This window comes from Pseudomonas sp. MWU16-30317, assembly GCF_020515695.1.
GTDB lineage: Bacteria > Pseudomonadota > Gammaproteobacteria > Pseudomonadales > Pseudomonadaceae > Aquipseudomonas.
The window spans coordinates 109,700-126,006 of sequence record NZ_JAIWJA010000004.1 but is presented as its reverse complement, the minus strand read 5'-3'; the positions used below and the strand labels follow the sequence as shown (position 1 = coordinate 126,006).

The window sequence follows — 16,307 nt, the reverse complement described above, 5'->3', positions numbered from 1 at the left end:
ACCCAGCGACACTGTCACTGGACGCCTGCTACTCCACCAGCAACCCCGCCGCACACAGCGTCAGCAGCACCGCCATCACCCGATTGAACAGGCGCACACCCGCCGCCTTGTCGAGGTGACGCTGCAGGTAGGTGCCGGCCACCGCCCAGCAGGCGATCGAGGCAAAGCACACCACAAAGTAGATCAACGCAAAGCGGCTCACCGTACCACTGTCGCCATCGGCGGCGAAGGCGCCCATGCCCGCCACGCTGGCCAGCCAGGCCTTGGGGTTGAGCCATTGCATGGCTGCGCCGCCTAGCAAGGTAGGGCGCGGCGAGGTGCCTTGCGCCTGCAGCCGGCCGTTGTCAGTGGCGAGTCTCCAGGCCAGGTAGAGCAGGTAGAGCACGCCGGCCAGGCGAATGCCGGTAGTCAGCAATGGCCAGCGGATGAGTACCTCGTACAGCCCCATACCTATCAGTACCAAGAGCAAGGTGAACCCGGCCGTGGCGCCGGTGATATGCGCCAGTGTGGCGCGCAGGCCGTGGCGAGCGCCGCTGCCGAGCGCGACTAGATTGACGGGGCCAGGGGTGATGGACGAGACCAGCGCGAAGGCGGCCATCGAGAGCAACAGAGTCATGCGGGGGATCGCCAGATAGCCAGAGGAGGACTGACCTTAGCGAGGTGAGAGGAGAGCAGTATTGAAGGAAATTGACGTGCCTGAGAGTGTGGCAACGGGGGCTACACCCGAAAAATCCCTGCCGCCCTGCAATTCCCGGTGGGGCGAAGATTTTTCGGCGCCGCAGGTGCTGCCCCCTCCCTACAGGGTCTGGGGGCACAGCCGGGGGGGCTGGGGCTAACCGCCGTCTGTATCGATATCGGCATCCTTGGCGACACCCGGCTTACTCTTGTCCGGATCGGGTTCAGGTGCGAAATCTGGGCTGAAGGCATTATCCTTGGCCTTGTCGTCGCCCGCGCCACTGGTGGTCTCGCTACCCTCAGGCAGCTTGCCATCCGGGTCGATCGCCGGGTCGTTACGCCCAGCCGCTGGATCGGAGGGCGTACGTGGCGTGTCTTCATTCGGAGTTGGCGTTTGAGTGCTCATGCTGATCTCCCGTGCGGTTATTTGGCGTCGTCATCGTCGTCGTCATCATCGCCGGCGCTGTTGGCTTTGTTCGTCTGGCCACCCATCGAACTGCCCTCCGGATTGCCGGATTTCTGCGGGGTGATGTTGGCACCGCTGCTGCCGGCCGAGCCGGTAGTCGCCGAACCATCAGTATTACCGTTAGGCATGCCCTGGCTGGTACCGGCAGGCACACCGACAGTGGACGGATTGGTGCCCTTGGGCGCCGGATTGGTCGGGCCGGTGCTGTCGTCGGCCTGGGCGCCGATGCTGCAGCCCGCCATCACCAGGGCGAAGGTCAGGGCAGTGAACGAAGTGCGTATCATGGTCGATCTCCGTTATTAGGGTCTCTTGCAGTTGGGCTGCCGCCGCGCGTCGCAGGTGCCATTGAGGCGACGAGTGGTTGACGACTGCCCATACGGCGGGTTAGTTTCCCTGCCATGAACCTGAACACGCCGATGTTTGCCGCCAGCATTATTATTACCGCCATTCCTCACTTGGCGGGCTAGCGCTCATCTGCACCCAACCCGCCCAAGAGGCGGGTTTTTTCTCTGTCTCTGGGCGTACCGAAACCCGGAGACCTGCATGCCCACCCTCGCCACCCGCACAGACGCCACCCAGACGCCATCCCAGCCGCTTTTTCGCCCGGCGCTGGTGCCGGCCGCGGCGCTGGCACCGCTGCTTGCCGAATACGTGAAAAAAACCCTCGCCGCGCCCGTCTATGACGTTGCCGTGCAAACGCCGCTGCACGCCGCCCCGGCGCTGTCTGAACGTCTGGGCAATCAGGTGCTGCTCAAGCGCGAAGACCTGCAGCCCACGTTTTCCTTCAAGATTCGCGGCGCCTACAACAAGTTGGCGCAACTGACCGCCGAGCAGTGCGCGCAGGGTGTGGTCACTGCGTCGGCCGGTAACCATGCCCAGGGCGTGGCGCTCGCGGCACGGGAGCTAGGTATCGAGGCGATCATCGTCATGCCCACCACCACGCCATCGCTCAAGATCGAAGGCGTGCGTTCACGCGGTGGCCAAGTGGTGCTCGAAGGCGATGCCTTCCCTCAGGCGTTGGCCCACGCGCTCAAACTGGCGGAACAGGGCTACACCTTTGTCGCGCCCTTCGATGACGCCGACGTGATTGCCGGCCAGGGCACCGTGGCCATGGAGATCCTGCGCCAGCAGCCTGGCGCGCTGGACGCGATCTTCGTGCCGGTGGGTGGCGGCGGCTTGATCGCGGGCATCGCCGCGTACGTCAAGTATCTGCGTCCGGAGGTCAAAGTGATCGGGGTCGAGCCCCATGATTCCAATTGCCTGCAGATGGCGATGGCGGCAGGGGAGCGGGTGGTGTTGCCTCAGGTCGGCAGCTTTGCCGATGGCGTGGCAGTGGCGCAGATCGGCGAGCACCCGTTCGCGCTGTGTCGGCATCTGGTGGATGAAGTGATCACGGTCAGCAGCGATGAACTGTGCGCGGCCATCAAGGACATCTATGACGATACCCGCTCGATCACCGAGCCGTCAGGCGCGCTGGGTGTGGCCGGCATCAAGCGTTATGTGGCGCGTTACGGGGTAACCGGCCGGACGCTGGTGGCTATCGATTCCGGCGCCAACGTCAATTTCGATCGCCTGCGGCATGTGGCCGAACGGGCCGAAGTGGGCGAACAGCGCGAGGCGATCATCGCCGTGACCATCCCCGAGCGCCCCGGCAGCTTCCAGCGCTTCTGCCAAGCGTTGGGCAAACGCCAGATCACCGAGTTCAATTACCGTTATCACAGTGATCGCGCCGCGCATCTGTTCGTCGGCGTGCAGACCCACCCCCAGCACGATCCCCGCGCGCAGTTGCTCAAGAGCCTCGGCCAGCAGGGCTTTGCGGTGCTGGACATGACCGACGACGAGCTGGCCAAGGCGCACCTGCGCCATACGGTGGGTGGCCACGCCCTGCACAACGGTGAGGAGTGTTTGCTGCGCTTCGAATTCGCCGAGCGGCCGGGGGCTTTGCTGACGTTCTTGCAGGCATTGGGCGAGCGCTGGAATATCAGCCTGTTCCACTATCGCAATCATGGTTCGGCGGATGCGCGGGTGTTGGTGGCGTTACAGGTGGCGCCCGGGGCGCGGGGGCAATTGCTGCAGGCGCTGAGCCAACTGGGTTATCGCTATTGGGATGAGAGCGATAACCCGGCGTATCGGATGTTTCTCAGCTGATGCCTGTGAGAGCGGCTCTGCCTGCAAAGCCTTTAACGGTCTCGCAGGCAGAACCCCCTCCGACAGGGGATGTGGTGTATCAGACCACCAGCGACAACAGCATGATCAGGATGATGCCCACCACCGAGAGGATGGTCTCCATCATGCTCCAGGTCTTGAACGTTTCGGCCACGGTCATGTTGAAGTACTGCTTGACCAGCCAGAAACCCGCATCGTTGACGTGGGAGAGGATCACCGAGCCGGCGCCGGTCGCCAGTACCAGCAGTTCGCGGTTGACGCCCGGGATCAAACCAACCACCGGGGCGACGATACCGGCGCCCGTGATGGTCGCTACGGTCGCCGAACCGGTGGCCACGCGAATCACCGCAGCCACCAGCCACGCCAGCAGGATCGGCGAAATCTCGGCCTGCACCGCCATGTGGCCGATGATGTTACCGACCCCGGTGTCCACCAGCATCTGCTTGAAGCCGCCACCCGCACCCACGATCAGCACGATGGCTGCGGTAGGCGCCAGGCTCTGGTCGAGCATCTTCATGATCGCCTGACGGCTGAACCCGCGCGCCGAACCAAAGGTGTAGAAGGCCAACAGCAACGCCGCCAACAGCGCGGTGATCGGGTGACCGAGAAAGTCCATCCACTGCCGGAAGATATGATCGGCCGGCAGGATGATATCGGCGAAGGTCTTGAGCAGCATCAGGAACACCGGCAACAGAATGGTGATCAGAGTGATGCTGAAGCTTGGCAGGTTTTCGTGGGTCGATTCCTTGGCGATCTGGTCCATCAGTTCGGTGGACGGGTTGCCCGGAATGCGCTTGGAAATCCAGTTACCGTAGATCGGGCCGGCGACGATGGCAGTCGGCAGGGCGACGATCAGGCCGTAGAGGATGGTCTTGCCGATGTCGGCACCGAACACCCCGATGGCCAGCAGCGGCCCCGGGTGCGGCGGCACCAGGCCGTGGACTACGGAAAGGCCGGCGAGCAGCGGAATGCCGATTTTCACCAGCGATACGCCTGAGCGCCGCGCGACGATGAACACCAGCGGGATCAGCAGCACGAAGCCGATTTCGAAGAACAGCGGGATACCCACCAGGAACGCCGAGAACATCATTGCCCAATGGATGTTCTGCTTGCCGAACTTGCGGATCAGGGTTTGCGCGATCTGGTCGGCGCCGCCCGAGTCGGCCATCAACTTGCCGAGCATGGTGCCCAGCGCCAGCACGATACCGACAAAGCCCAGTACGCCGCCGAAGCCGTCCTGGAAGGATTTCATCACCTTGGCCACCGGCATGCCGGAGGTCAGGCCCAAAAAGCCGGCGGCGATGGTCAAGGCCACGAAAGGGTGAACCTTGGCCCAGGTGATCAGCAGGATCAGGCCAATAATGGTGACCAGTGCATCCAGCAGCAGGTACGTGTCGTTCGCTAATCCAAACATGGACTCAATGCCTCATCTTGTTTGTGGTTTTTTTCAAGGCCGATCAATGTGGGGTAGCGCTGTCTTTGCAACCCCACACATGCGCGTTTCAAGCCGTACGGGTCAGGGTCGGTGCACCGAGGTCGTCGATCCAGTGGTCGACCTGCACGGCGATCTCGGGGATAGGCACTGACGCGTCGACGGTCAGCGTCAAGGGTTCACCGGTCGGTGACTCGAGCGTGGCGAACTGGCTGTCGATCAGGCTGGCGGGCATGAAATGGCCTGGGCGGTGCGACACACGGTAGGCGGCATCGGTGCGCGTCAGCTCGAGGAACACGAAACCCAGGTTGGGCACCGCTTCGCGCAGTGTCTTGCGGTAGGACTTCTTCAATGCCGAGCAGGTCAGGATGGGGCGATCACCGGCTTTGACGCAGCGCGCGAGCTCTTCGCCCAGCTTGGTGAGCCAACCGGCACGGTCGGTGTCATCCAGCGGGTGGCCAGCACTCATTTTTTCGATATTGGCAGCAGGGTGGAAGCTGTCACCTTCGATCAGGTGACCGCCGCTGACTTTGGCAATTTCGGCGCCGACGCTGCTTTTACCGCAACCTGACACGCCCATGACCACGATCGCGGAAAGAGGGGAAACCATCGGTACCTCCAGGGGGGTCATTGCCGTCGTCGATCACCGCAAAAGGTGTCGAGATTCGCCATGCCCTTGATTTTATTAATGTAGTTTGTGCAACGTTGTTATATTCGATTATCCGCGCAGCGTAGCAGCGCGTTACAAAGCAATATTGCCACTACGCTGAGACAGCGCTACCTTAGTGCCCGTTCCCCGTCCTTGCAAGTCGAAAAAAACAAAAATCATGACCCGAATCGGCACCCGTACCACCGGTCGTCCTACGCTCAGCGAGGTGGCCAAGCTCTCTGGCGTTTCGCCCATCACCGCTTCGCGCGCCTTGCGTGGCGTGCCTACAGTCGCGCCCGAGCTGGTGGCCAAGGTCCAGCAGGCCGCGGCCAGCCTGGGTTACGTGGCCAACACGGCGGCGCGCGCGCTGGCCAGCGCCCAGAGCCAATCGATCGTGGTGCTCATCCCGTCGCTGTCCAACCAGCTGTTCATCGATACCCTCGAAGCCATTCACCAGGTCATGCATGGCCGTGGCCTGGAAGTGCTGATCGGCAATTTCCACTACGATGTCGGCGCCGAGGAAAACCTCATCCGCAACTACCTGGCGTATCAGCCTCGCGGTTTTCTGCTGACCGGCTTCGATCGCACCGAGGCGTCGCGGCGCATGCTGGCGGCCAGCGGGGTGCCGTGTGTGCACATGATGGAGTTGCAGGCCCAGAGCGACGCGCCGTGCGTGGGGTTTTCCCAGCAACAGGCCGGGCAAGTGGCCGCCAGCTATCTGTTGGAGCGCGGGCGCCGGCATATCGGCTACGTCGCGGCGCAACTGGATCCCCGCGTGATGCAACGCGCCGAGGGCTTCCGGCAGACGTTGCGCGATGCCGGCTGTTATGACCCGGCACTGGAGTTCATGTCACCGTTGCCATCGTCCATTGGCTTGGGCGGCGAGATGTTCGCCAGGGTGCTGCGCGAGCACCCGCAGGTCGATGGGCTGTTCTTTTGCAACGATGACCTGGCACACGGGGCGATCTATGAAGCCTCGCGTCAGGGCGTTGCGGTGCCGCAGCAGGTGGCGATGATCGGTTTCAACGATTTGCCGGCCTCGGCCCACGTGGTGCCACGGCTGACCTCGATCCGTACGCCGCGGGCCGCCATCGGCCGGCACGCGGCGCAGAAGCTGCTGGACCTGCTGGATCACAAGCCCGGCGAGCCCCAGGTGCAGGACCTGGGGTTCGAGTTGATGGTGCGCGAGAGCTGAGAGGGTGGTGGCGCAGAGGCCGTCAGCCTCAGCGCAACGCTTGCGGCCAGCCCCCACCCAGCGCCCTGTACAACTGCACTCGATCCAGCGCCGCCTGGGTCGCACTGCCCACCAGTGCGCTTTGCGTCTCCAGCAATGCCCGTTGCACATTCAGCACGTTGATAAAGTCGATCGCGCCCTCCTTGTAGCGCTGGCGAGCGGTGCTCAGTGCGAGCTGGTTTTGCTCGACCGCGCGATTCAACGCCGCATAATGCTGCTGCTCGGCGGCGTAGTCGGTGCGCGCGTCGTCCACTTCATGCCAGGCGGCCAGGACCGTCCGTTGGTAATCGATCGCTGCGGCCTGCTGCTGATGCTCGCGCAAGGCCAGGGTGCCGGTCAGGCGGCCGCCCTGGAAGATCGGCAGATACAAGCTGGGTCCATAGGACCAGTCACGGGAATTCCAGCCGCCCAGATCACTGCCGTCCAGCGCCTGAAAGCCGACGCTGGCGCCCAGGCTGATGCGCGGATAGAAGTCCGCCTTGGCCACCCCGATGGCCGCTGTGGCGCGGTGCAGGGCTGCCTCGGCGCGCTGGATATCGGGGCGCCGCTGCGCCAGCTCCAAGGGCAGGCCCAAGGGCACGTCAGGCGCCGGATGGGGGATCGCCTTGGGGGTCTGCAATTGGGCGTGCAAGGCGCCGGGCTCGGCCCCCAGCAGGAAGCTCATGGCATTGATCAGGCGCGCTTGTTCGGCCTCCAGCATCGGCAGCGTCGCTTGGATGGTTTCGACCGCAGCCGCTGCGTTGGCGGTGTCCAGGTTGGTGGTCACACCGTTTTCAAAGCGCGTCTGGGTCAGCGTCTGGTTCTGGCGGGCGATCTCGAGGTTTTGCCGGGCCACGTCCAGGCGCGCTTGAACCCCGCGCAGGCGCACATAGTCATCGGCCATCTGCGCGGTAATGCTCAGCACCACGCCATCGCGCTCGGCCTGGGTGAGGGCGATCTCGGCGTCGGCGGCTTCCAGGCTGCGGCGCACATGGCCCCACAGATCGACTTCCCAACTGGCATCGACGGTGCTGTTCCACAGTTCATAGGGCGCCTTGCCATCCTCGAAGGACGGGTCATTGAGGCCCACCCCACTGTTGCGAGCCCGCTGATAGCTACCCGTGCCACTCACCCCTGGCAGCTGCGCCGCCGCGCTGATCTGGCGGCTGTTGCGGCTCTGATCCAGGCGGTTGCTGGCGGTGCGAATATCGAGGTTGGCCTTGGCCGCGCGCTCGATCAGCGCCGTCAGCTGCGGATCGCCCAACAGCTGCCACCACTGGCGATCCACTGGTGCGGCCTGTGCCTTGTCGGCCTGCCATTGGCTGGGCAGCGCGGGCGTCGGCTTGACGAAATCCGGCCCGACGCTGCACGCGGCGAGGCTGGCGACACTCAATAACAGGGCAAGACGACGCATGTCACTGGCCCTCGCGAGTGTCGACATCGACCACCACCGACATGCCCACGCGCAGGGCATCCATATGCTGCTGACCGGGTTCGAAGATGATTTTCACCGGAATGCGCTGAGCGATCTTGGTGAAGTTGCCCGTGGCGTTGTCCGGGGCAATCGCCGAAAAGCTCAAACCGGTGGCAGGCGACAGGCTTTGCAGATGGCCCTTGAAGAGCTGATCCGGATGGCTGTCGGCATGGATGCTCACGGTTTGATTGGCGCGCATGTCGGCCAGCTGGGTTTCGCGGAAATTGGCCACCACGTAGATCTCGTCCAGCGGAACCACTGCCATGAGCGGCGTGCCGACCGGCACGTAGGCACCCGCCCGGGCCGAGCGCTGGCCAATCATGCCGTCCTGCGGCGCGGTGATGCGCGTGTAGCCGACGTTCAGATCAGCCTGGCGCAGCGCGGCCTGAGCGTGATCGACGGTGGCCTGGGCCACTTCGCGCTGGGCCTTGAGCACATCCAGGCTGCGCGCCGCTGCTACCTGCGCCGCAGCGTCGCGATCACGGGCGGCTTCGGCGCCTTGCAGTTCGGCATCCGAGCGCTGGCTTTCCTGCTGGGTGCCGGCACCGCTGCTCGACAGGTTGCGATAACGCTGGGCGTTGGCCTGGGCGTATTTGAGCGAGGCGCTGCTGGCGCGGGTGGCCGCCGCGGCCTGATCGATGATTGCGGCCTGACGGGCAATGCTGGCGTCGAGGTTTTTGAGCTCGGCGCGGGTCCCGGCCAGGGTCGCCGCCGCAGCGGCCTGGGCTGCGAGGTAATCGCCGTCGTCCAGGCGTGCGAGCAGATCACCGGCCTTGACCCGCTGGTTGTCTTCGACGGCCACTTCGCTCAGCTGGCCGGCGATACGCGGGGCAATCAATACCGAGTCGGCGCTGATATAGGCGTCGTCGGTGCTTTGCCGGGCATCGCTGCGCAGCAGGTGGAAGGCGCCATAGCCGACGCACAGGACGACGGCCAGGCTGACCAGGGAGACAGCGGTTCTATGTTTCATCAGACGAGGGCTCACGTGGGAATCGGGGGTTGCGGGGGAAGGGCGCGCTTGGGCAGGATCAACAACACCAATGCCAGGAGGGCGATCACTACAAGTACGGCCATATACGCGTCGGCGTAGGTCAGCACCAGGGCCTGGCGATGCACCCGGGCGGCCAGTTGTGCGGTGTTGCTGTCCAGCAACGGTGCGACCAGGCTGTGACGGTTACCGAGTTGGTCGAGCAGCACGTTGGAATGAAAATGTTCACGGGCAGTGATGAAGTTTTCCAGGGCGACGCTGGCCAGTACCGAGGCCAGGCCGCGCATGCTGTTGACCATGGCCGAGGCGAACGGTCCTTCCATCGGATGGATCACGCCGGTGGCCAGCATCAGCAAGGGCACCACGATCATGGGCTGCGCTACCGCATGAATTGCCTGCAGCCAATAGAAATTGTCGCGGTTCCAGTCATCGGTCAACTGCGCGCCGCCCAGGCAGGCGACCGTCAGCAGCACCAGGCCGGTGGCGATCACGTAGCGGGCGTCGACCCAGTTGCGGTTGATCAGCGTCGCCACCAGCGGCGCCAGCAATAACTGCGGCAAGCCGATGCTCAGTGCCAGCGGCATGCTTTGCAGCGGTCGATAGCCCTGCACGCTCGTCAGGTAGGCGGTCGGAATTGCGCTGCCGGCCAGGCCCACGAACAAAAACAGCATCAGGGTCAGTACGCCGTAGGCGAAGTTGCGCCGTTCCAGCAGCTGGATCTTGAAGATCGGCAGCGGATGGAACCACTCGTTCAGCACAAACAGTGGCACGCACGCCGCAGCTCCCAGCAGCAGCCAGGCGATCAGCGGTGACTCCAGCCAATCGAGGCGTTCGCCTTGCGTCAGGGCAACGATCAGCATGCTCAAACCACCGGCGCCGAGCAGCGCACCGCGCCAGTCGAACTGCTTGAAGCGTTCAAAGCGGACCGGGTCCTGGGGCAAACCGAAGGCGATCAACGCGGCGCCCAGCAAACCGGCCGGTACGATCTCCCAGAACACCAGGCGCCAGTCGGCGCCTTCGGTCCACAGTGCGGCCAAGGGCAGCGCCAGGTTGGGGCCGAAGGTGGCGGTGAGCGCATAGGCCGACAAACCGTACAGTTTGATATGCCAAGGCAGAAAGCGCAGCGCCACCGTCATCAACAGCGGCGGCAGCGCGCCGCCGGCGAGGCCCTGCAGCACGCGCAAGGTCACCAGGCTGGCGACGTTGGGAGCAAAGGGGCAGAGCATGCCGAAAGTGACGAACAGCAAGGTGACGACGATAGCGAAGCGGCGCAGCGACAAGGTCACCGCAAACCATGGTGCCAGCAGCATCGCCGAGACTTCAGCGGCGGCGTAGGCGGTGCTGATCCACGTGCCTTGGTCATGGCCCAGGCCGAAATGGCCAAGCAGATCGATCAGCGCGATGTCGGTGACGCGGTCGTTGATGCCTGAGGTCAGGGCAGCGATCAGCACCCCGACAAGGCCAAGGGCCAGGCGCCAGGTAAAAGGCGCAGGGGCGGGCGGAGCAGGGGGCGGACTCATGACAGGGGTTTCATCGCAAGGGGGCTCGACAGGCAGCCTGCTGAAATAAACTGGCAGTGCCGAACACAAAATGGGCTAGAATTCGGTGCAGTGTACCGATCAGCGATACAGGGAGCAAGGCAGATGAGTTCCGATGATGCAGAGCGCAGTGGCATTCAGGTGATTTCGCGCGCGGCGTCTATCCTGCGCAGTCTTGAAGATGAGCCCAAGGGGCTGAGCCTGGGGGAGATAGCCAAGCGTATCGAGTTACCGCGTTCCACCGTACAACGGCTGGTCGATGCCCTGGCGCTTGAGCAGTTGCTCGAGGTGCGCGGCGCAGGCGGCGTGCGTCTTGGGCCTGCGCTGATGCGCCTGGCCGCGCGCAGCCATTTGGACATCACCCACCGCGCCCGGGCGTTCCTCGAGGCCCTGTCGCACCAGACCGGTGAAACCGCGGTGCTGACCCACGCCAATGGCCTGGAAATGTTGATCCTGCATTCAGTGGTGTCGCATCAGGAGCTGCGCGTGGCGCCTGGTTCGGGGACCTTCCTGACGGTCTATGCGTCGTCGGCAGGCAAGGTGGTGCTGGCATCGATGAGCGATGACGCGGTGATCGAGATGCTGACCGGCAAGATGAAACAGATGACACCCATGACGCGGACGCTGGAGCAATTGCTGGTCGAGCTCGCCGCAGTTCGCCGTGAGGGCTTCGCCTATGATGCGGGGGAGCACAGGACAGGGGTCGGTTCAGTGTCGACCAGCCTGCCGATCGATCAGGGCCACTATGCAGTTTCGGTCGTTGGCCCGACTGCTCGGATTGCCGAGGCCCATGACAGCATCAAGATGGCCTTGAAGGAGTGCCGCCAGGGGATCTTGCAGGTGGTCTTCTGACTTGAATGCAGGCCTTCCAAAGCGCTGCAGCGACTGCAATGGCAAATGGACTCAGGCTCTGAGGATCAGCGTGGTCCGTCACCGGGCGGGCCGCGACGATCATCGTGAAAGTGCTCGCCGCCGGGTCCACCAGGGCCACCTGGGCCGCGCATCTCGGGGCCGCGGCCGCGCTCTTCATGATGATCGTGATGGCCGCCGCCGTGACCCTCATCCAGCAGGTTCGACACCACTGCGCCCAGCACGCCGCCGGCCACCGCACCGACTACAGCGCCCTGAGTGCCGGCGGCCTGATTACCCACCACGGCACCGGCAGCTCCACCGACCACCGCGCCCACCACTTCATTGGCGAGGGCGCCAGTGCTTGCCAGGGACAACGCCAAGGCCAAGGCAGAGAGGACTTTCATTCGCATGACTCACACAGGTAGAAAAAGGTTCGCGATGCTCATCGCTGCACCCGGTGTCAGGCAAGTGAAATCGAGTATCCAGCGAGTATCATGGTTGATACATACCTCAACTCAGTCGTCGCCACTGATATGGCATTCACGCCGGCTGTTATTGGCCACCAAGTTATTGGCCGCATGGCCGTTGATGCTCGACGTGGAGTAGTCCATCAGCGTGACCTTGATCAGCCTGACCTCGATGCAGCGTACATCGGAGCCCTGCCATACATGGTTGAAAGTTTGCGGACCGATACTGTCGCCGGACTTGAGCGGCGCACTGAAGGTGACTTCGCCACCGGGCGCCGAGGTGCGTTTGCCAGCGACATCGTAAGGCGTGATGACCAGTGTGATGGAGCGGATTGCCACCGCCGAAGCGTTCTTGACCGCCACCGCAACATCGACGCTGTCGGTGGCGCTGTCGATCGACGCGTTTATCTGCGTGACCTGAACTGGAAAGTTGCTGCTTTGCCCTTCGGTAAATTGACCTGTGTTACAGCCTGCCAGAATGCAGCAGAGTCCCGCCGCTGCTAGTCGTTTCATAGACATCCCTTATCCGGTGTACCAATAGACTTAGCCCTGAGTGTAGGCATGCATTCGCGCTAGCACGAGGCAGGTCACTGTTTTTATCGATTACCCGGCCGAAATCCTTCGCATATCGACGGGGTGGCCATTAGTCAGATAATTGACGGCCGTTCGGCAGTTGATTCGCCGGCGTTACACAATGCTGCTAATCTGAAAGCAGTGCTCCCCCTATACCCGCGTGTTTTATCTGTAGTCGCAGGCCACTGGAGGTCAATGGAATGTCAGCCGTTCAACTCGCCGAACTGATCAGCCTAAAAGATACCGTCGATGCCGATTCCGGTCATATCGAACGGGTCCTGCGCTCCTTGCGCAAGCATCTGGGCATGGATGTCGCCTTCGTTTCGCGTTTTCGCAGTGCCGACCGGGTGTTCATGCATGTCGATGCCGAGGGTATTTCGCCCATCAAGCAGGGCGATGTGCTGTCGCTGGAAGTGGGCTACTGCCAGCGCGTCGTCGATGGCGCGTTGCCCGAACTGATCGCCGACACCTCCCAGGTGCCGTTGGCGATGAGCCTGCCGGAAACCGCCGCACTGCCGATCGGCTCGCACATGAGCGTGCCGATCTACCTCAGTGACGGCAACTTGTATGGCACCTTTTGCTGCTTCGGTTTCGCCCCCGACCAGAGTTTGAGCGACCGCGACATGCAGGTGATGCGTGCCTTCGCCGAGCTGGTCACCGAGCAGCTCGAGCTGGACCTCAAGGCGGTCAGCGAGCGGACCATCAAGCACCGCAGGATCAGCGCGCTGCTGCAGGAGTTTCAACCCTCGATCGTCTATCAGCCGATCTTCGACGCCAGGACCCTGGCCATCGGCGGCTGGGAGGCGCTGTCGCGATTCACCAGTGACACCGCGCGCACGCCGGACCTGTGGTTTCAGGACGCGACGGAAGCCGGCTTGGGGCTCGAGCTCGAGTGCCGGGCCATCGAGTTGGCGCTGCTGGGGCTGTCGCGCTTGCCTGATAACATCTATGTGAGTGTCAACTGCTCGCCGCAGTTGATCTTCAGCGGCCGTCTGACGCCGTTGCTGCACGGTTATTCGGCGCGGCGCATCGTGTTGGAAATCACCGAGCATGCGGTCATCTCCGATTACGAACGCCTGCAAACGGCGCTGGTCAACCTGCGTCGTGCGGGTGTGCGCCTGGCCATTGACGATGCCGGTGCCGGTTTCGCCAGCATGCGCCATATCGTCAAGCTGGCCCCCGACATGATCAAGCTCGACATGAGTCTGACCCGCGGTATCGATCAAGATCCAATCTTGCGCGCCATGGCGTCCGCACTGATCGCTTTCGCCCGTGAAACCGACAGCACGGTGATCGCCGAAGGGGTGGAAACCACCGGTGAACTGGATGCCTTGCGAGCCTTGGGCGTGCATCGGATCCAGGGCTTTCTGCTCGGCAGCCCGATGGAGTTGCATGATGCCCAGCGCCTCAGCGATGACGATCAGCCGCGCCAGGCCTGACGTGAGCAGGGGCAGTGCGGGAACATTTGATTGTAGGGGCTGCCCGTGGTCATTACAGTGGTTGCCCGACTTCTCTACTGGAGCTGAGCATGAGCAACCTTTACACCATCCCCTTGACCACCATCGACGGCGCCCCACAAACCCTGCAAGCCTATGCCGGCAAGGTACTGCTGGTGGTCAATGTGGCGTCCAAGTGTGGTCTGACGGCGCAATACGAAGGCCTCGAAAAGCTCTATGAGGAAAAACATGCGCAAGGGCTGGAAGTGCTTGGCTTCCCGGCTAACGACTTCAAGGCGCAAGAGCCCGGCACCGAGGACGAGATCAAGGCCTTCTGCAGCCTGACCTACGGCGTTAAATTCCCGTTGTTCTCGAAGATCTCGGTAGTGGATGAAGACAAGCATCCGCTGTATCAGGCGCTTACGGCGGCCAGGCCGGACGCGGTTGGCGAAGGGCCATGGCGTGAACGTCTGACTGGCAAGGGTATCCCGGTACGTCCCGTGCCGGAAGTGCAGTGGAACTTCGAAAAATTTCTGATCAGCCGCACCGGCGAAGTGGTCGGGCGCTTTACTCCGGACATCGCTGCCCACGATCCGCAGCTGCTGGCGGCGATCGAGGCTGAGCTGGCCAAGTAAGATCCCGCTCCTGTAGCGCGCAGGCTTGCCCCCGGAAATCGGCCTGGCACCCGGGGGTATCTGGGGGATCGAATCGGCGGCAAGCCCCCTCGCTACAAGCGTCGGGTTCAGTCAGTGGTTTCCAGCACCCGCTCATCAAACGCCTGCTGCGCCTGCAGCACTTGCTCTGAATGATTCACCGTCCAGTGATACAACGCCCGAAACGGCTCTTCCAGTGTCCGGCCCAGTGGCGTGATGCTGTACTCCACCGCGACCTGCGAGCTGGGAATCACTCGCCGCGCGACGATCCCGCTGCGCTCCAGGCGCCGCAGGGCCTGGGTCAGGGCCTTCTGTGTGATGCCATCGAGTCGTCGGCGGACTTCGTTGAACCGCAAGGGCTGCGGGCACAGCGCCGCGAGGATCAGGACCGACCACTTATCGGCGATCTGCTCCAGCAGCAAGCGGCTGGAGCAATCGGCGCGAAACACCTTGCGTTCGACGTGTTCATTTTGATCGGCGGGCATGACGGGTTTCCTCGGGTATACCTGATAGCTTTTCGGTGCCTGATTGATATCAGGTATACATCTTATACTATGGGCGTTCATTTCCACTGGAGCTTTCAACCGTGAGCCAATCCAGCCTCGATCCGTTGTTCAAGTCTTTCACGCTCAAGTCGCTGACCCTGAAGAACCGCATCGTCATGGCGCCGATGACCCGTTCGTTCGCCCCCGAAGGCGTGCCGGATGCCAACATCGCCGCCTATTACCGCCGTCGTGCCGAAAGCGACGTCGGCTTGATACTGTCTGAAGGTACGGTCATTGATCGTCCAGCTTCTCGTAACGACCCTGGCATTCCGTTTTTCCACGGCGAAGCGGCCTTGGCCGGTTGGCAGCAGGTGATCGACGAGGTGCATGCGGCCGGCGGCAAGATGGCCCCGCAGATCTGGCACGTCGGCGCGGTGGCCAGCTTCCTCACCGACTGGACCCCGTCGCACGGCATCGAAAGCCCGTCAGGCCTGGTGGCCCCGAATACTCCGCGTGGCGCCGCCATGACTGACGAAGACATCGCCGACACCATCGCCGCCTACGCCAAGGCTGCTGCCGATGCGCAGCGCCTGGGTTTCGATACCGTTGAAATCCACGGTGCCCACGGTTACCTGATCGACCAGTTCTTCTGGGGCGGCACCAACCAGCGCACCGATCATTTTAACGGCGCAACCATCAAGGAGCGCTCGCGGTTTGCCGCCGAGGTGGTCAAGGCCACGCGTGCCGCGGTGGGCGAGGACTTCCCGATCATCCTGCGCCTGAGCCAATGGAAGCAGCAGGACTACGCCGCACGCCTGGCCACCACACCGCAGGCCATGACCGACTGGCTGGTGCCTCTGGTCGAAGCCGGGGTGGATATTCTGCATTGCTCGCAGCGACGCTTCTGGGAGGCGGAATTTCCGGAGCTGGACGGTGAAGAAGGGCTGAACTTCGCCGGTTGGGCGAAGAAGCTCACCGGTGCGGCGACCATCAGCGTGGGCTCGGTGGGGTTGTCCGGAGACTTCATGGCCGCGTTTGGCGGGGAGAGCTCGCAGCCGACCAGTCTCGACAAGCTGGTCAAGCGTATGGAAAAGGACGAATTCGACCTGATCGCCGTTGGCCGCGCGTTGCTCAGCGATCCGCGCTGGGTCGCCAAGGTTCGAGATGGCGACCGTGAGAGCCTCAAGCCTTTCAATGCTGCCGATCTGGGCGAACTGGCTTAGTAACCCGGCACCTCAAT

At 63.1% G+C, this 16,307-nt stretch carries 17 protein-coding genes; 6 read left to right on the top strand and 11 right to left on the bottom strand.

Annotation, left to right across the window (positions count from 1 at the left end):
- Window positions 1-28: 28 nt before the first annotated feature.
- The 3 genes from LIX93_RS13565 to LIX93_RS13555 form a co-directional block, all read right to left on the bottom strand.
- Window positions 29-616, bottom strand: coding sequence for a LysE family translocator (locus LIX93_RS13565; protein ID WP_226504568.1), 588 nt, complete (start codon window positions 614-616; stop codon window positions 29-31).
- A gap of 216 nt (window positions 617-832) precedes the next feature.
- Window positions 833-1,081 carry a hypothetical protein gene (locus LIX93_RS13560; RefSeq protein WP_226504567.1) on the bottom strand — a complete coding sequence of 83 codons (249 nt, stop codon included), beginning with the start codon at window positions 1,079-1,081 and terminating at the stop codon, window positions 833-835.
- 17 nt (window positions 1,082-1,098) lie between these two features.
- Window positions 1,099-1,425 (bottom strand): hypothetical protein, encoded by a 327-nt coding sequence (locus tag LIX93_RS13555; RefSeq protein ID WP_226504566.1) that lies wholly within the window; start codon window positions 1,423-1,425, stop codon window positions 1,099-1,101.
- Between the two features lie 343 nt (window positions 1,426-1,768).
- Here LIX93_RS13555 and ilvA point away from each other — a divergent pair, with 343 nt between their 5' ends.
- Window positions 1,769-3,289 (top strand): threonine ammonia-lyase, biosynthetic, encoded by a 1,521-nt coding sequence (gene ilvA, locus LIX93_RS13550; RefSeq protein WP_226504898.1) that lies wholly within the window; start codon window positions 1,769-1,771, stop codon window positions 3,287-3,289.
- 79 nt (window positions 3,290-3,368) lie between these two features.
- Here ilvA and LIX93_RS13545 read toward each other — a convergent pair whose 3' ends face one another.
- Window positions 3,369-4,721, bottom strand: coding sequence for a GntP family permease (locus LIX93_RS13545; RefSeq protein ID WP_226504565.1), 1,353 nt, complete (start codon window positions 4,719-4,721; stop codon window positions 3,369-3,371).
- Between the two features lie 88 nt (window positions 4,722-4,809).
- A complete protein-coding gene (locus LIX93_RS13540; RefSeq protein WP_226504564.1) occupies window positions 4,810-5,349 on the bottom strand; it encodes a gluconokinase in 540 nt (179 codons plus the stop codon).
- Between the two features lie 217 nt (window positions 5,350-5,566).
- Between LIX93_RS13540 and LIX93_RS13535 the strand changes: the two genes are divergently transcribed.
- Window positions 5,567-6,583: a LacI family DNA-binding transcriptional regulator gene (locus LIX93_RS13535; protein WP_226504563.1), complete on the top strand. Its 1,017-nt coding sequence runs from the start codon at window positions 5,567-5,569 to the stop codon at window positions 6,581-6,583.
- Window positions 6,584-6,611: 28 nt separating this feature from the next.
- Here LIX93_RS13535 and LIX93_RS13530 read toward each other — a convergent pair whose 3' ends face one another.
- From LIX93_RS13530 to LIX93_RS13520, 3 genes are read right to left on the bottom strand one after another with little or no spacing between them, the layout of a single operon-like run.
- Complete coding sequence (locus tag LIX93_RS13530) at window positions 6,612-8,015, bottom strand: efflux transporter outer membrane subunit (protein WP_226504562.1); 1,404 nt, start codon at window positions 8,013-8,015, stop codon at window positions 6,612-6,614.
- A 1-nt stretch (window position 8,016) separates the two neighbouring features.
- The gene (locus LIX93_RS13525) at window positions 8,017-9,045 is read right to left on the bottom strand and encodes an HlyD family secretion protein (protein ID WP_226504561.1); all 1,029 of its coding nucleotides are present in this window, start codon (window positions 9,043-9,045) and stop codon (window positions 8,017-8,019) included.
- An 11-nt stretch (window positions 9,046-9,056) separates the two neighbouring features.
- The gene (locus LIX93_RS13520) at window positions 9,057-10,583 is read right to left on the bottom strand and encodes an MFS transporter (protein ID WP_226504560.1); all 1,527 of its coding nucleotides are present in this window, start codon (window positions 10,581-10,583) and stop codon (window positions 9,057-9,059) included.
- A 123-nt stretch (window positions 10,584-10,706) separates the two neighbouring features.
- Here LIX93_RS13520 and LIX93_RS13515 point away from each other — a divergent pair, with 123 nt between their 5' ends.
- Complete coding sequence (locus LIX93_RS13515; RefSeq protein ID WP_226504559.1) at window positions 10,707-11,453, top strand: IclR family transcriptional regulator; 747 nt, start codon at window positions 10,707-10,709, stop codon at window positions 11,451-11,453.
- A gap of 65 nt (window positions 11,454-11,518) precedes the next feature.
- On the opposite strand, the gene LIX93_RS13510 is transcribed toward LIX93_RS13515, so the two are convergent.
- A complete protein-coding gene (locus tag LIX93_RS13510; protein WP_226504558.1) occupies window positions 11,519-11,857 on the bottom strand; it encodes a glycine zipper 2TM domain-containing protein in 339 nt (112 codons plus the stop codon).
- Window positions 11,858-11,968: 111 nt separating this feature from the next.
- Entirely contained in the window at window positions 11,969-12,433 is a 465-nt protein-coding gene (locus LIX93_RS13505; RefSeq protein ID WP_226504557.1) for a hypothetical protein, read from the bottom strand.
- Between the two features lie 260 nt (window positions 12,434-12,693).
- Between LIX93_RS13505 and LIX93_RS13500 the strand changes: the two genes are divergently transcribed.
- Both LIX93_RS13500 and LIX93_RS13495 read left to right on the top strand, forming a co-directional pair.
- On the top strand, window positions 12,694-13,932 hold the full coding sequence (locus LIX93_RS13500; protein ID WP_226504556.1) for an EAL domain-containing protein: 1,239 nt from the start codon (window positions 12,694-12,696) through the stop codon (window positions 13,930-13,932).
- A gap of 89 nt (window positions 13,933-14,021) precedes the next feature.
- Window positions 14,022-14,564: a glutathione peroxidase gene (locus tag LIX93_RS13495; RefSeq protein ID WP_226504555.1), complete on the top strand. Its 543-nt coding sequence runs from the start codon at window positions 14,022-14,024 to the stop codon at window positions 14,562-14,564.
- 107 nt (window positions 14,565-14,671) lie between these two features.
- Here the strand turns inward: LIX93_RS13495 and LIX93_RS13490 are convergent, their stop codons facing one another.
- A complete protein-coding gene (locus LIX93_RS13490) occupies window positions 14,672-15,067 on the bottom strand; it encodes a helix-turn-helix domain-containing protein (RefSeq protein ID WP_226504554.1) in 396 nt (131 codons plus the stop codon).
- A 101-nt stretch (window positions 15,068-15,168) separates the two neighbouring features.
- Here LIX93_RS13490 and LIX93_RS13485 point away from each other — a divergent pair, with 101 nt between their 5' ends.
- Window positions 15,169-16,290, top strand: a complete 1,122-nt coding sequence (locus LIX93_RS13485; RefSeq protein WP_226504553.1) for an NADH:flavin oxidoreductase — start codon at window positions 15,169-15,171, stop codon at window positions 16,288-16,290.
- Window positions 16,291-16,307 lie beyond the last annotated feature (17 nt).